Consider the following 14,909-nt stretch of genomic DNA (forward strand, 5'->3'; position numbering starts at 1 on the left):
TCGATCACGTTCGAGTGGAGTATAGGAGGCGGCGATGCGGATATTGGTAATCGGGGCCACAGGGCTGTTGGGCAAAGAAATCGTAGGTCTCTTGTCGCGCGAGCACGAGGTCATCGGCGCTAGCCGTAAAGGGTCTGGGCTCACGGTGGACATCGCCGATAAGGCGTCGATTGCCGCGCTATACCGCCAGGCGGGCGCACTCGATGCGGTCATCTGCGTAGCCGGCAGCGCAAAATTCGCGCCACTCGACGCGCTCACTGACGACGATTTCGCATTCAGCCTCGAGAACAAGTTGATGGGACAGGTCAATCTGGTGCGTTGCGCACAGCAGGCCGTCAAGCCGGGTGGCTCGATCACGCTCACGAGCGGCGTGCTCGCGCAACATCCTGTGCCAGGAAGCGCCGCGGTCAGTGTCGTCAATGCGGGCGTTGAAGCGTTTGTGCGTGCGGCGGCGCTCGAGCTTGCCGGCAAGCTTCGCATCAACGCGGTGAGCCCGGGATGGGTGGCCGAAACGTTGCAGGCGATGGGTCGCGACCCGCACGAAGGCGTGCGCGCCGCCGTGGTTGCACAGGCGTTTCTGACCTGTGTGACGCAAAACATCACGGGCCAAGTCATCTTGGCCGCACGTTGACCGTGCGTTCATCATTACGTTGGTCAATGCACTGATGAATGCGCTTTCCACAGACCGCGACTTCGTCGCTGTCGCGCAAGCACGCTTCGATGCGCTGACGAATTATCAGGTCACACTGAAATCGATGTCAGCGGGCGCCGAGTTGGTCGAAGCTCTGTACGGTTATCGCAAACCCGGCTTCGTCAGAATGGACTTCATTCGTCCGCATGCCGGTGCGACGCTTGTCTACAGTCCTGAAACAGGCGAGGTCCTGCTATGGCCACGTGGCCTCGATACGTTCCCGAAGCTCGTCTTGAGCCCTGACAACCCTATGATTCGAAGCCCAAAGGGTCACCGCGTCGATCAGTCCGACATTGGCGCGTTGCTCGTCAACGTTCGTACGCTGCAACAGCACGGCGATACACAAGCCGCAGGCGTCGAGATGGTCGGCGCGCATCGGGCGTCGCATGTGATCGTGACCGGAACGCCCGGACATACGGCGAACGGCGTATCGCGCTACGCGTTGTGGTTCGATGAAGAGCATTCGCTGCCGATCAAGGTCGTCAGCGAGGGCGCATCGCACGAGCCGATCGAAACGGTGTTGATGGAGGATCTGCGCATCGACGCGCAGAGTTCGCGGCTCCGCCCATTCGGGTAATAGCGGGTGGTCGCGCGGATGCCGGGTAGAATCGACGAGTTTGCCCGATTCTCACCGGCAGCCGAACCTTACTTCCGACTGTGACGACTTCGCTTGACCAACTGCAGTCCGGGCAATTTGCAGGCGCCCGGCAACTCAAACTCGCTTGTGGGTTGACCGAATTTCCGCGCGCGATTTTCGATCTTGCCGACACGCTCGAAGTTCTCGACCTTTCCGGCAATGCGCTGTCGACGCTGCCCGATGACTTGGCGCGACTGAGCAAATTGCGAATCATCTTTGCCTCCAATAACCAGTTCACTGAATTGCCGGAGGTATTGGGCGAGTGCGCACAGCTGAGCATGGTTGGCTTCAAGGCGAACCGCATACGCGTGGTGTCGGGCAGATCGCTTCCTCCGAAGCTTCGCTGGTTGATCTTGACCGATAACGCGATCGAAACGCTGCCGGCGAAGATCGGTCACTGTTCGCTGCTACAGAAGTTGATGCTTGCGGGGAACCGGTTGCGGACGTTACCCGACGCAATGTCATCGTGCTCGCGGCTCGAACTGATACGCCTTTCGGCAAACCGGTTACGCGAGTTGCCAGGATGGCTGCTACGCTTGCCGCGGCTGGCATGGCTCGCTTATGCGGGCAACCCGTTCGCCGAAGCGCTGGAGCGCGCGCCGTCAAGCGCAATCGATACGCAGATCGCCGACGTCCACTGGGACGCGCTCACGCTCGAGCGGCAGTTGGGGGAGGGCGCATCAGGGGTGATTTATCGCGCGGCGAGGCGACTCGACAATCAAGACGAAACACCTCAGCCGGTCGCCTTGAAGCTTTTCAAGGGCGCAGTGACGAGCGACGGTTTGCCGGAATGCGAGATGGCCGCATGCATTCGCGCGGGGCATCATCCGAATCTGGTTCGCGTAATCGGCAATGTGAAACAGCATCCGATGAATGAACACGGCCTTGTCATGGCACTGATCGATCCGACATTTGCCAATCTCGCCGCGCCGCCGAGTCTCGAATCTTGCACGCGTGATCGCTACGCCGCGGATGCGCGATTCGATCTTGCATCGGTATTGCGCCTCGCATACGGCATCGCAACGGCTGCGCGTCATTTGCATGCGCGAGGCATCATGCATGGCGATCTATACGCGCACAATATTTTGCACGGGGGCGCCGGGCGTGCGTTGCTCGGAGATTTCGGGGCGGCGTCTTTTTATGACGTGGATGATGCTGCGCTCGGCTTCTTATTGCAGCGGTTGGAGGTGCGAGCGTTTGGTTATCTGCTCGAGGAACTGATCGAGCGTTGCGAGGAGGGAAGCTCGCCCGCCGTACGCGAGATCGAAGCGCTCGCCGCGGCGTGCTTGAGCGAAGACGTCGGCAGCAGGCCTTCATTTGATGCGATTGCCGGGAGGCTGCGCAACTGCGAGGCATCTTTCTGATCGCGCTACCGCCTCACGCCGTCAGCGGGCGTAAAGCCTCAAGCGGCCAATGGTTTGTTTTCGACGGTGATGATCAGGTCAGGCGCACGGCTATACGTCGCCGGGCTCGACGGCATGTCGCTCGCGGGCGGCAGATGGCTTGCGCTGCCGCTTGGGTCTCGCGTGATATAGCCGCGTTGCTCGGGTGGTCGGGTGCCATGGCAAAGCTTCTCGATTTCGGTTCTGGTCGAAGCGGCGTTGCCCGTCACGTAGATGACGCGCTTCCCGTAAAAGGTGAGCATTGCGCCGAGCCTATCGATGGCATTCTCGACCCCTAGACGAGGCCCAGCACCCGTTGTTTCGATGTGCGTGAACGTGCCGACTATTGCAATGTGGCAGGTGTCGTTCGATAGCGCGGCGTTGATGATGTCTTCTTTGGAAGGAGGAAGTGACGTGCCATCTCCACGCAACGCCTGTACAGCGTAGATTGGCATGGTCGCATTGAACCACGCGTTCATGTTCCGCCGCGTTATCTGCTCGGCGGGGTCGTTCGACTTACGTGCCACACGAGCGCTGCTTGCCAGGTTACTTGCCTCCGAGTCACGCCTTGGTCTGGCAACAGGCAAGCCGGCGGGTCCGCTGAATAGGGCAAGTGGGGTCGCCGCGGAACGGCGGGTCGGAAACGATGCGATGTTCTCGCAAAGATCGCTTTGCTCCCGGGCCGCGGCAGCGCGCGACTGATGGACATGCATTGAATTCTCGCTGTGCAGATTTGCTGCCCTCGGTTATACGCCGCTTGGTCCGTGATCGTCCTTCCGGTTGCGAATCAAAGCCCGACTGCCCGAATACGCTACATCATCCGTTGTAAAACCGTATCGTTCAAAACGAACCGGTGATAAAGCGCGGCGCCGACGTGCGCTGCAATCAATGCCAACAGCACCCAGGCCAGCGCTTGATGGACGTCACCCATCTCATGTCCGATCGACGAGCCCCTTTCTGCCAGCGCCGGAAGGTTGACGACGCCGGCGAGTTTGACCGCCCAGCCTCGCGACGAGGCGTTGGCCCACCCAAGCAATGGAACAGCGATGAGCGCAACATAAAGCAACGCATGTGTCGCACTCGCGGCGAAGCGCAGGAGTGGCGGCTGTGTGTCGGGTGGCGGGCGGTGCGTGAGCCGCCAGACGATACGAGCGGCCACCGCGGCAACCAGCGCTGCGCCAACGCCCAAGTGCCAGGCGATCAAGCCTTCCGGCAAGGTGTCGCGATGAACGTCCGGCATCGCCCAGCCGATGACAAACTGTGATGCAACGAGCAGCACCACGAGCCAATGTAGGAAGCGCGCAAAGCCGTCGTACGTTGCAGCCTTCGAGGATTGCGAGACACTCATTAGGACTCCTTAGTTATTCACGAACGCACGAAGGATCGCACGTCGATCTTAGCCCAACCTTAAGCGGACAAAGTGAGATCCCAAATCGGTCGCGCGCACAAGGGCGGTGGTTCTGGAAACCCGATGGCGGGAGGGCGTTCGCTTGCGCCGACGATTACGTAGCAGGCGTTATTTGTAATCGAGCCGGATAATGAAAAAACGATATCAAAACGTGTGAAAGGACAATCAACGATATTGATAAATGTTAAAAATTGTTAATTCCAGGGTTGATGACTGCAAAATAAAATCAAAAGTACCGAATTAAATAACCATTCCATTCCGATCCGGGGCAGCTGTATCAAGCGCGCGATGCCCATATTTTCTTTCCAAATGTTAAATACTTCAAGCATCGCAAATGTCTTTCCTAGCAAAGGCTTAGGCTGTTTTTGCGAGTGATTTTGATGCCGGCTGCCGCCCCTTTTATAGGTCGATGTTTTTTGATAAAGCCGTCTTGACAGTTGATTCAACATTAACTAAATTATCCGTACCGTGCTAATAAACGGTAGATTTTACGGGAAGGCGGTTCCGCAATTGAAGGTTCGATTTGGGTGCCGCCTTATAAAATAATCGAGGGCCACGGCTGTTGCGATCGTCTCTTGGAGAGAAGAGGCACGCGGACATCCAGCCAGCCTCGATATGCGAGAGGGCCAAATCATGAAACCGCGACGTCTTTACACGACGCACCACGACCCTTAGTCCTGCGGTGAATCGATTCTCATTTCATGGACGGGATGGATGCGTTCGCCGCAGCCGCGACCGACCTCGTTCATGCATTAAGGAATAGTCGACGCCAGGTAGTCGATGTCTAGCGCAGTTGATGCGCGATCGATCGGGTACCTGTTGCCGAACGATTCACTCACACTAGCGCAACGGGGTAAGCAATGGATGTCGTATTCACGCGCAGTGAAGATGCCGAGGCAGTGTGCGAGCAACCGCTGATAGACGAAACGATTCGCTACGGCGATCCCGTGGTGTTGAGGAGCTGTGCCAGCCGAGACCCTGTATTCCTCGCGATGGTCAGACATCTGCACGGAAAACGCAGCCCGTCGGCGCTCCACACGGAAATTGCAGCCCCGGGAGTGCGCCCGGATTCGGACTATATCTGGACGTTCGTACCGGCCGCCGGAATCAAGAAAAAGCGTGGCGATCGCGTCGAATTTGCAGAACGTGTCCGCATTCAATTATTCGATTACACGGGCAATTATCGTTTTCTCGCGATAAACCCGGCGGACAGCCACTCGGTGATGGCGGAAAAAACACCGAGCGCTCACGACATCTCGACCTGGTCGATCGCATGTGCCGGGCGGCTGCGGCTCGAGCCGGGCGGACGCGTACTGCCCGATGGCGAACGCAAACAGTATCTGGAATATGGAACGAGCATGTATCTGGCGCTGATCAACGCCGCGGATTACCTGTGTGCGCGACGCGAAACGAATGGCGCGACCGGCATCGCAACCGGCATGGCGCGTGATCTTCCGGCGGCCGGCATGGGCGTATGGTGGCGCGTCTATCGGAGGCTAGCCGATGTCCACGTGTCCGTGTAGTGCGCGTCGGCTGATCGCGGCAGCCGGACGGCGGCATGAGCACCAGGTGACCAGGGAAGAGGGCAAGCGGCACGCGAGGCTTGACATCGGTCATCCGCGGCGAGCCGCTCCGCTGCTTCCGGGGTGGGGCAGCAGAATGGCAAGACTCGTTCAACCGAATTGCCGCTCGCTCGTCGATGCCACGTTGCCGTGGGACGAATGGCAGCCGGCCACAAGATGCGCCGGCCTATCCGGCCATGCAGTCCGTGCGCATCGTCCGGCCGGGCCGAGCTCGTTTGATCGGCGATGCGTCGGACGATGCGATGGGCGCGGGAGTCGCCGGGGTACTGATCGTCGCGACGGCTCGTGCATCGTTTGCCGACGTTGTGCGTCGATCTACCGCTGATCGACGCACAAAGCGCTCAGCATCAGAAACTGAAATTGACGTTGGTTTGGGGGCCGCCGGAGACACTCACTGCCAACGCTTGAGTAGCGCCTGACGCCGCATCGGCCTCGATCGTGTACTGACCGGCCGACGTCGTAGCCGTAGTCAGCGCAATCGGCAGGGCGTTGCTATACACGCCGACCATCGGTGATGCGGTCGGCAGGCTCAGCGCATACGCGCCGGTACTGAGATTCGCGTTGACCGATGCGATTTCGTAAATGCCCGTAGTCGTTCCTTGCAGTGCGCGAACGGCCGCGCTCGCCGTTGGGGTTACCGTCCCGCTCACGCTGCTCATCGTTGAAGCCGGCAGCGTGATGGGCGCGCTGAGCGTCGAGACATGGGTTGTCCCGCCGACCGCAACGGGCACTGTCGCAATGATGCCGCTCGCTATGTTGGCTTGCGCAATCACGACGTCATAGTTGCCGTTGGCTGCGCTGGCGACAAGCGGTGTCAGCACGAAATGCCCGGTACTATCCGCGAGTGTGCCGCTCACCACATTGCCGTTTTGCTCGGCATACACGGTCGCGCCAGCCTGAGCCGGGGCGACGTACCCGTCGATCGTGCCGCTGATGGCGGTGGGTGTGGCCGTTACGACCGGCTTGAGCGTATAGCCGCCGTTGCCTTGCGCAACGACCGATTTGCAGGCGTTGAAGTCGAGCACGAGATCGACCGTCGTGTTCGCGGGCACGGTGAACGGCCGAATGATCTTCAACCCGGTTTGCGTCGCGCTTGGCGTCGACAACGGTTGCTCGGTCGTGGTACCCGTCAGGACTACTGAATTTGCTGGCGTATTGCCTTGGTTTTGCGCGAGAACCAAGCGTATCTGCTGATATTGGCCCGCCGGCAACGTGGTCGCGCCAAGCGCGGTCATCACGCCGTTCGTCAGCGAGAGCAAATCGATTTTGCGAGGCGTGGCGAGTGTGATGTCACTCCAACCGCTATCGTTATCCCCCGCGGCCGAACTCGCATTGACGCGCACTTGGCTCACGGTGACATACACGTGATCGAAGCCGCATGCGGGCGAATCGGTCATCGAGACATGGAGCGTGCCGGTGGGCGCGTTGCCTGAGCCCCCCCCGCCGCAGGACACTGCAACGAGTGCAGCAGAAATGAACGACACGTAGGCCAGGGTTTTCCTGATGGCATTCATCGCAGCACCTGTCGTTTTGCGCCAGTGGTGCGTGAAGCATATGTCTGTATCGGCGTAACTATTCTGTCAGTTTGCAACAAACGGTAACGGCGGATAGCTACGGCGCCTCGTGGCGGGTGTGCACAGGCGGGCGTCCAAATTGGCGAGCGTACGCACGCGAGAAAGCCGATGCACTGCCAAAACCCACCCGCGTTGCAACGGACTTGATGCGCTCGCCGTCTACCAGCGCACGCTGTGCGAGCATCAGCCGCCAGGCGGTTAGATACGCGCTAGGTGTGGTGCCGACGATCTCGCGAAAGAGCGTCATGAAACGGCTGCGCGATAAACCGGCAAGACTCGCGAGATCCTCGATTCGCCACGCGCGCGACGGTGCGTCATGCATGGCCGCCAGCGCACGATGCAACGCGCCATGCGACAGTCCCGCAAGCAAACCGGGGGCAGTCGCGCCGGCATCGATGGTGCGGCGAAGCATCATCAAAACGATGACTTCACTCAGTCGCGCCAATGCCGTTTGCTTGCCACAACGCGAATCGTTAGCTTCGGCCACGAGGAGATCGGCTACGGCGCGCAGGCCCGAGTCGTCGTCCAACGCGATCTCGACGCTCGCCGGCAGCGCGCTCAGCAACGGGTTGAGCCCGCCTCCAAAGCCCACACAAATATTCGCGAGGATCGGGGCGTGGATGTCGTTCGCCTGCTCCGGTCTGACGGACAGCACGAGCCGGCTCGCAATGCCCGCGGTACCGACCGCACGAAGAACGGCGTCGCCGCGGCACGCGCCTGACGCTGTCTCGACGACGGTAAACGCGAAGGCGCGAAAGAAAGCGGAAAGCCGGTCGGGCTTGGCTTCGAGTTTGGCATCGGGTTTCATCGATTGTGGACTTTCGATCATGTTATCTGGACGTGGCATGACCAAAAGTATGAAAAAGTTAGGGTGCGCCGTCAATAAGGAAAGTCAAGCGGCCCGACCCATCAAGATCAGAGGACCCACATCATGTTGATTCCACGACAACCCGCCCCGCAACTCGCCGTGCCGACCGTGGCTCACGGCCCATTCGATCTCGCGCACGAGCGGCCCGAATATCTGACGCTGGTGTGCTTTTATCGCGGTCTTCATTGCCCGATTTGCGCGATGTATCTGAAGGAGCTCGAGCGTTTGACGCCGGCATTTGCTGAGCGAGGCGTGACAACTGTCGCGATTAGTTCGGACTCCGAAGCAAGGGCGAATGAGATGGCCGCGAAGGTTGGAGCGGCTCAGTTGCGAATCGGCTACGGGCTCGAACTCGAAAAAGCGCGCGAATGGGGGCTCTACGTGTCGGCCTCGCGCGGCAAGACGTCGATCGGCATCGAGGAGCCGCCGCTGTTTTCCGAGCCGGGCCTGTTCCTCTTCAAGCCCGACGGGACCATCTACTACGCCAGCGTGCAATCGATGCCGTTCGTGCGGCCGGCCTTTAACGAAATGCTTAAGGCCATCGATTTCACGATCGAGCATCGATATCCCGCCCGCGGCGAGTATGTCGGTGCAGTGTGACGGCACCACTTCAAGAAACCAGGCGGCGCCGTTCGAGTAGGCGCGGGTTGTCGGCGCGCAGTTGCGCGAAACGCTTGTCGAGCGAGTCGGCGAGGCCGCCCGCCGGTGCGTCGATGACATAGACACCGATCTCTTCGAGCAAGCGGCGTCCCGTCGCTATGCGTTGTTCGCGCGTTGTCCCGGGCGCCGCGCCAAAAAATTCGAGGTAACCGTCGAGTAGCCGCTTGCCGTCGGACATGATCGAATTGACCAGCAGCACCGGTTGCCTGGAGAAGGGCTCGATACCCGCGGCTTTGGCAGCAAGGATGAATCCGATTTCCTGCGCGGTGCCGATTCCGCCCGCGGCGACAATTGCCACATCGGCCGCGAAGAGCTGGTGCATCCGCGTGACAATTTCGGGGCTCACGTGCTTCACTTGGAGCGCGCTGGAAAGCTGGCCCGTTTGCGTTTCCTTGCCGATCACCATTGTCGTGCTGATCCCGGCCACTTTTCCGTCAATGCCGAGCATTGTCGCGTATCGCTGATAGTGCTGCTGGAGAGCGCCCATCAGCCCTTTGGCTCCGCCGCCGGAAATCGCATCGGCGTCCAGTCTCGCGATGCATTCAGCAATCACGCGAATTTCTTCGACGAGTGCCGGCGCCACCGCCTTGCCCGATGCAAGCACGACAATAGCGGGGTGTCGCTCGTCGCGCCATTCGTCGAGTGCGGCGCGGACATCGAAATCGGCCGTCGGAGCGATGCTGCCTCCGAGTGCTTCCGGTGTGACGGCCGTTGCCAAGCGTTCGTACTGTTTCCAGTGGCGAGCCAGCTTGTCGAGCGCATCGCGCTCGCTGGCGTACGGCAGCGTTAGCGAGAGCGGGTCTTCGCTGAGCCCGTAGCGATACTGCGTTTTGACGGCCTCTTGCAGAATCGACATGCCTTCGTCTTCTTCATTGACGAGCACCGCGGCGTTCGCGAAATCAGGATGTAGGCTCGTCAGCACGAGCGCAGAAAAATATTCGTAAAAACGCTTCGCGCGCGCCAGGAATTCGATGGGCGTTTTATCGAATATCAGTGCATCCGACCCAGCTATCCGCCTGCCGATTTCATAAGAATCGAATGCGGCAGCCGGCGCAATGCCGCGTCGGTTGGGAGCAATGACAGGCAGCGGCGTGCGCGCGCTGGCACGCGGGCCCGTGTTGTCGCGTTGCATCAGCATGTTCATCGACATTTGCAATGCGGTGCCACGCGTGCTTTGATCCGCACCGTGGAATGTGATCTTATAGTCGGGCACGCGTGCGACAGGCCTCGTGTTCGCGAAGACTACGCCATCCGCGCGCATCGCTTCGACCACTTTGACCCATGGCAGCGAGGGCGAGCGCGCGCCTTCGGGCGATGCATCCATAATCTCCTGCATCGATCGATTCTCTGGATTGTGGCTGCCTGGCTCGACGTACCACGCTTCAGAGGTTTCGCGATTGGGGAGGTCTGCTCTGGGGCGACGAAAGTCATACGTGGTGGCGCCCGAGTAGGTGCGCATCTCATAGTCGCCCGTTGTGAGATCCATCTCGACGAGGGTCGCAACGCATGCGGTTGTCACCTTGCGCGGGATGTCTTCGTTGGTTTTAGCCAGACGCTTCTTATAGGCGCGCTCGAAGTACCCGAACAAAGCCTCTATTCCGCCCGCCGTGTTGATCCACCATGTCATTTCGACACCCGGCACCGGCTGGATGCGCATATCCTGCCCGCCGACGCGCCGTTTCAATTCCTCAATCACACTTTTTTTGAACTCGCTATCCAGATGCGGCTCGAGCAAATCCCAATCGGGAAATTCGGCGCCGCGGTCATCGGTCATGAAATAGATCTTGCCGGTGACACCGAATTTCTTGAGACGATCGAGAAGCATCTCGCGCGAAATCGTTGGATGCTCGCCGTTGAGCACGCTTTGAATGACGCGCGCAAACGATTCGGCTTTGCCTGAATTGTTGGCGTCGGCGCCGGACAAGCCGCGAGCGTTCGCAGCGTAAGTCTTATGGCATTCGTCCGGGTTGCCGAGATCGTCGATGAGCGTCATCAGCGAATTGATCGTCACCGTTGTGCCGCTGAATGCGGCATTCAAATGCGCCAGCTTCGTTACTTTGTTGGTGCCGACGAAGAGGCACGGCACTTCGCGTACTTTGACTAGCCGCTGCTCGATATCGGCGAGCGACTCAGTTTGATCGGCCTGGGTACCGATAATCGCTTTTGTGCTTGGCGCGGGGAGGTCTTCGAGCGACCCGGGGATTTCGACGGTCACGTCGAGCCGTGGCGACTGCGGGCCGTGCATGCGTAGCAAGGCTTGCAACGATTGACGATAGTAAAAACGCTCGTTGGTGCCCGTAGGCGCGACACCGAAGAGCCGTCGAAGCAAGGGGCGATAGAATTCGAAATCGGCAATGATCAATCGTTTCTGACGCTTTGACTCCGGCACATCCTTCGGCGATCGACATCGCAAATAATCGAACGCCTCGATAAATTGGTGCAGTGCATGCGGATCGCCTGCGGCGAGTACGATGTCATCGGCCGAGTCCCACTGTTTCTGGCGCAAAGGCTCGTCGAGTTCGCGCGCGACGAAGCCGAGCACGGCGACTTCGCGCCCCTGCAGTTGCTGTTTAATGGATTCGGCATGTGCGACGGTATCAGCCGAAAACTCGCTGAATTGCGTTTGAATCTGGTCGGTCCGAATGCGCCCCCAATTGACATGCTCGATGGGGTCTTGCGTGACGAAGTTGCCTTCTTTCATGTTGGCAAGCAACTCGAGCAACCAGACATCGCCATCGCGGATCGTCGGCTTGTCGTTCGACGTCTCATCGACCATCTGACGCAGCAGGTCCCGCATACGTTCGAAGCGCGCAGCAACTGCGGCGGGGTTGCGCATGGTCCCGCGCCGATCGATTTCCTCGGCCGATAGCCTCGAGCGGTGCGGCACGATGATTCGCTGCTCGACGTTCGATGGTGGACGTGCCATTGTGTGAGGCCGTAGCGCAACCCAGTCCAGAGTCGGTGAGTTCACATGGCGGCTCGGCGCGATATTCCACCTGCCGCGCGAGTTGTCATTCGACCGTTCGTGCCGATGGATTGAATGGGCTGCGGTGCCGGTGCGGGTGGACTTGGTAGTCAATTCGAATCCTGGTCATGACCCATGTTGCGCGACACCCGCATTCGAGGGTGCCGCGAAACCCGACAATGTAGCGGCGCAGCGCCGCGCAGGGGGCGCGCGTTGCGAAGTCATTGCGACCGGCCCGAACGCAATGCGCGATGAGTTGCCCGATGAGTTGATGCGGCCTACGAGGTGATCTTGACTGTTATCCGGTTGCCGTCACGCGCCGCCGGCCGCACGGATATCGAGCGCCGACTCGGTGTCCGGCACCGCGTCGAGATCTGCGAGCCACGCCGCGGCGCTCGCATCGCTGGGCGCGCGGTAGTCGCCTCGGGGCGACAGCGAGCCGCCCGAGCCGACCTTCGGCGCATTAGGCAGACAGCTGCGCTTGAACTGCTGCTGTTCAAAGAAGCGGCGCAGAAAAACAGCCAGCCAACGCTTGATGTCAGCGATGCCGTATTGGTGCCGCTTGTTTTCGGGCAAGTCCGGCCAGAGACCTTGCGCGCGATCATGCCAGGCGCTCCACGCGAGAAACGCGACTTTCGACGGACGGTAGCCGAATCTGAGCAGATAGTAGAGATTGAAGTCTTGTAGCTCATAAGGGCCGATGGCCGCTTCAGTCAATTGGATTTCGCCGTCTTCACCGGGCGGAATCAATTCGGGGCTGATGTCCGTTTCGAGCACATCGCGCAGCACCGTGGCGGCGCGCTTGCCGAGCGAGCCTTCATCGGCCGTCCAGCGCACGAGATACTGAATCAGTGTTTTCGGCACGCTGGCGTTGACGCCGTAGTGAGACATGTGATCGCCCACGCCGTAGGTGCACCAGCCGAGCGCGAGCTCGCTCAAGTCGCCCGTGCCGACCACGAGCCCGCCATGCATATTCGCCATGCGGAACAAGTGGCTCGTCCGCTCGCCGGCCTGCACGTTTTCGAACGTGATGTCATGTACCGGTTCGCCGTTCGCAAACGGATGGCCGATATCCTGCAGCATTTGCATGCAGCTTGGCCGGATGTCGATTTCGCGTGCGCGGCAACCCAGCGCGGCAACCAGGCGGCGCGCCTGGCCGAGCGTGCGTTGACCGGTGCCGAAGCCCGGCAGAATGCAAGCGAGGATCGCATCGCGCGGCAATTTCAGTTGGTCTACTGCGCGCACGCATACGAGCAGGGCCAACGTCGAATCGAGCCCGCCCGACACGCCGATTACCAGCGTTTTCATTTTGGTCGCCCGCATGCGCGTGACGAGACCTTGCACCTGAATGTCGTAGATTTCTCGACAGCGCTCGTCCCGCCGCGCGGGATCGGCGGGCACGTAAGGAAAGCGTTCGTAGCTGCGCTCGAGCGGTAGATGGATATCGCGTGGCAGGATGGCCGGCACATCGATTGTGCGAAAACGCGCAGCGGCTTCGCGATGCACGTGCGCGGTGTCGCCGAACGTCGTTTGACGCATGCGTTCGTCAACGAGCCGATCAAGATCGATATCGGCGCAAATCAACTGTGCGGTGTCGGCAAATCGCTGCGTCTGCGCGAGCGCATTGCCGTTTTCGTAGATCATGCCGTGGCCGTCCCACGCGAGATCGGTCGTGGATTCGCCGTAACCTGCCGCGCTGTACGCATAAGCCGCGAGGCAGCGCGCCGATTGGCTTCCCGCGAGCAGGCGCCGATAATCGGCCTTGCCGACGGTTACATTCGAGGCAGACAAATTGAGCAACACCGTGGCACCCGCGAGCGCCGCGAACGACGACGGTGGGATGGGCACCCACAGGTCCTCGCAGGTCTCGATATGAAAGGTGAAGAGCGGCTGTTGCTCGAGGCGGAACAGCAGATTGGCCGAGCAAGGCACATCGGTTTGCCCGACGAGATCGATGGATTCGCGCTGAAGGTACGCTGCGGGCGCAAATTGCCGGGCCTCGTAGAATTCGCGATAGTTCGGCAGGTAAGTCTTCGGCACAATGCCGAGCAGCAAACCGCGATGCACGACGGCCGCGCAGTTGAAGAGCTGGCCGTCGATGGCCAGCGGCAGGCCGACCACGGCAATCGTCGACAGTTGGCGCGAGGCGGCGAGCACGTCGCTCAAGGCCGCAAGGCATGCGTCGAGTAATGCTTGCTGTTGGAAAAGGTCGTCGCATGCGTACGCGGAGAGACCCAGCTCGGGAAACAGCGCGAGTGCGGCATGCCGGGCGTCGGCTTCGCGCATCAGCGCGATGGTTTCGCGCGCGTTGAAGGTTGGATCAGCCACGCGCACAGGCGGGACGGCGACGGCGAGTCGCGCGAAGTTATGGCGATAGAGATTGAAAAAGGCCGGCACGTCGGTCATGGCGAAATCGTTCCTTGCAACGGCGACAAGCGGCGGGCAGCCGCCATCGATAATTGTCGCGTATTGTCGCATCCTAGCGTAATGGTGCACGGTAGCGCACCATGCGCATGCCTCTCACCATAGGAAACGCAATGGAAAAAAATCGACTTGAAGCATTCAGCGACGGCGTGCTCGCAATCATCATCACGATCATGGTGCTGGAGCTCAAGGTGCCGCATGGTGCGGATCTCGCCACACTGGTGCCGCTGTGGCCGACGGCGACGAGCTATGTGCTCAGCTTCGTCTATGTAGGGATTTACTGGAACAACCATCATCATTTGCTGCAGGCGAGCCACAGCGTCAGCGCGGGGGTTCTATGGTCGAACTTGCTTTTGCTGTTTTGGCTGTCGCTGTTGCCGTTTACCACGGGCTGGATGGGCGAGAACCATTTCGCACGTTGGCCCACGATGCTTTATGGCATCAACCTGCTTGCTTGCGCATTCGCTTATCACGTGTTGCAAGACAGGCTCGTGCGCCTTCATGGTTTGGACAGCGGGCTGGCCAAAGCGCTCGGGCGAGATATCAAAGGGAAGGCGTCAATCGTGCTTTACGCGCTCGGCATTGCGTTTAGCGCGGCAGACTTGGCGCACGTCGGCGCGCTTTTCTTTGTCGCTGTCGCGTTGATGTGGCTCACGCCCGACCGCCGCATGGAGAACGCGATGCGGGCGCATGATCGATGATATGTCGATCGCGCGC

Annotated in this window: 12 protein-coding genes; 6 read left to right on the forward strand and 6 right to left on the reverse strand. The window is 60.2% G+C overall.

All coding sequences use genetic code 11. From position 1 onward, the window contains the following. Positions 1 to 34: 34 nt before the first annotated feature. The 3 genes from ACSQ20_RS19805 (at position 35) to ACSQ20_RS19815 (ending at position 2,692) form a co-directional block, all read left to right on the forward strand. Entirely contained in the window at positions 35 to 631 is a 597-nt protein-coding gene (locus ACSQ20_RS19805) for a short chain dehydrogenase (RefSeq protein WP_436023439.1), read from the forward strand. Positions 632 to 665: 34 nt separating this feature from the next. Beyond that, entirely contained in the window at positions 666 to 1,268 is a 603-nt protein-coding gene (locus ACSQ20_RS19810; RefSeq protein ID WP_436023441.1) for a DUF1571 domain-containing protein, read from the forward strand. Between the two features lie 80 nt (positions 1,269 to 1,348). Further along, positions 1,349 to 2,692: a leucine-rich repeat-containing protein kinase family protein gene (locus tag ACSQ20_RS19815; protein ID WP_436023443.1), complete on the forward strand. Its 1,344-nt coding sequence runs from the start codon at positions 1,349 to 1,351 to the stop codon at positions 2,690 to 2,692. A 38-nt stretch (positions 2,693 to 2,730) separates the two neighbouring features. Here ACSQ20_RS19815 and ACSQ20_RS19820 read toward each other — a convergent pair whose 3' ends face one another. Beyond that, complete coding sequence (locus ACSQ20_RS19820) at positions 2,731 to 3,189, reverse strand: hypothetical protein (protein WP_436023445.1); 459 nt, start codon at positions 3,187 to 3,189, stop codon at positions 2,731 to 2,733. A 332-nt stretch (positions 3,190 to 3,521) separates the two neighbouring features. Then, the gene (locus tag ACSQ20_RS19825) at positions 3,522 to 4,058 is read right to left on the reverse strand and encodes a cytochrome b (RefSeq protein WP_436023447.1); all 537 of its coding nucleotides are present in this window, start codon (positions 4,056 to 4,058) and stop codon (positions 3,522 to 3,524) included. 920 nt (positions 4,059 to 4,978) lie between these two features. On the opposite strand from ACSQ20_RS19825, the gene ACSQ20_RS19830 reads away from it, so the two are divergent. Continuing rightward, a complete protein-coding gene (locus ACSQ20_RS19830; RefSeq protein ID WP_436023449.1) occupies positions 4,979 to 5,641 on the forward strand; it encodes a hypothetical protein in 663 nt (220 codons plus the stop codon). Positions 5,642 to 6,048: 407 nt separating this feature from the next. Here the strand turns inward: ACSQ20_RS19830 and ACSQ20_RS19835 are convergent, their stop codons facing one another. Both ACSQ20_RS19835 and ACSQ20_RS19840 read right to left on the reverse strand, forming a co-directional pair. Next, positions 6,049 to 7,215 (reverse strand): DUF4382 domain-containing protein, encoded by a 1,167-nt coding sequence (locus ACSQ20_RS19835; protein WP_436023451.1) that lies wholly within the window; start codon positions 7,213 to 7,215, stop codon positions 6,049 to 6,051. Positions 7,216 to 7,312: 97 nt separating this feature from the next. Continuing rightward, on the reverse strand, positions 7,313 to 8,104 hold the full coding sequence (locus ACSQ20_RS19840; protein ID WP_436023453.1) for an AraC family transcriptional regulator: 792 nt from the start codon (positions 8,102 to 8,104) through the stop codon (positions 7,313 to 7,315). A gap of 102 nt (positions 8,105 to 8,206) precedes the next feature. Here ACSQ20_RS19840 and ACSQ20_RS19845 point away from each other — a divergent pair, with 102 nt between their 5' ends. After that, complete coding sequence (locus ACSQ20_RS19845) at positions 8,207 to 8,743, forward strand: peroxiredoxin-like family protein (protein WP_436023455.1); 537 nt, start codon at positions 8,207 to 8,209, stop codon at positions 8,741 to 8,743. Between the two features lie 10 nt (positions 8,744 to 8,753). Here the strand turns inward: ACSQ20_RS19845 and ACSQ20_RS19850 are convergent, their stop codons facing one another. Together ACSQ20_RS19850 and ACSQ20_RS19855 are read right to left on the reverse strand one after the other, a co-directional pair. Further along, a complete protein-coding gene (locus ACSQ20_RS19850) occupies positions 8,754 to 11,729 on the reverse strand; it encodes a hypothetical protein (protein WP_436023457.1) in 2,976 nt (991 codons plus the stop codon). Between the two features lie 351 nt (positions 11,730 to 12,080). Beyond that, the gene (locus tag ACSQ20_RS19855; protein WP_436023459.1) at positions 12,081 to 14,174 is read right to left on the reverse strand and encodes an NAD(+) synthase; all 2,094 of its coding nucleotides are present in this window, start codon (positions 14,172 to 14,174) and stop codon (positions 12,081 to 12,083) included. Positions 14,175 to 14,305: 131 nt separating this feature from the next. On the opposite strand from ACSQ20_RS19855, the gene ACSQ20_RS19860 reads away from it, so the two are divergent. Then, positions 14,306 to 14,893: a TMEM175 family protein gene (locus ACSQ20_RS19860; RefSeq protein ID WP_436023461.1), complete on the forward strand. Its 588-nt coding sequence runs from the start codon at positions 14,306 to 14,308 to the stop codon at positions 14,891 to 14,893. The last annotated feature ends 16 nt before the right edge of the window (positions 14,894 to 14,909 follow it).

Origin of the sequence: Trinickia sp. LjRoot230, from assembly GCF_964253315.1 — a bacterium.
In the GTDB taxonomy this organism is placed as follows: domain Bacteria; phylum Pseudomonadota; class Gammaproteobacteria; order Burkholderiales; family Burkholderiaceae; genus Trinickia.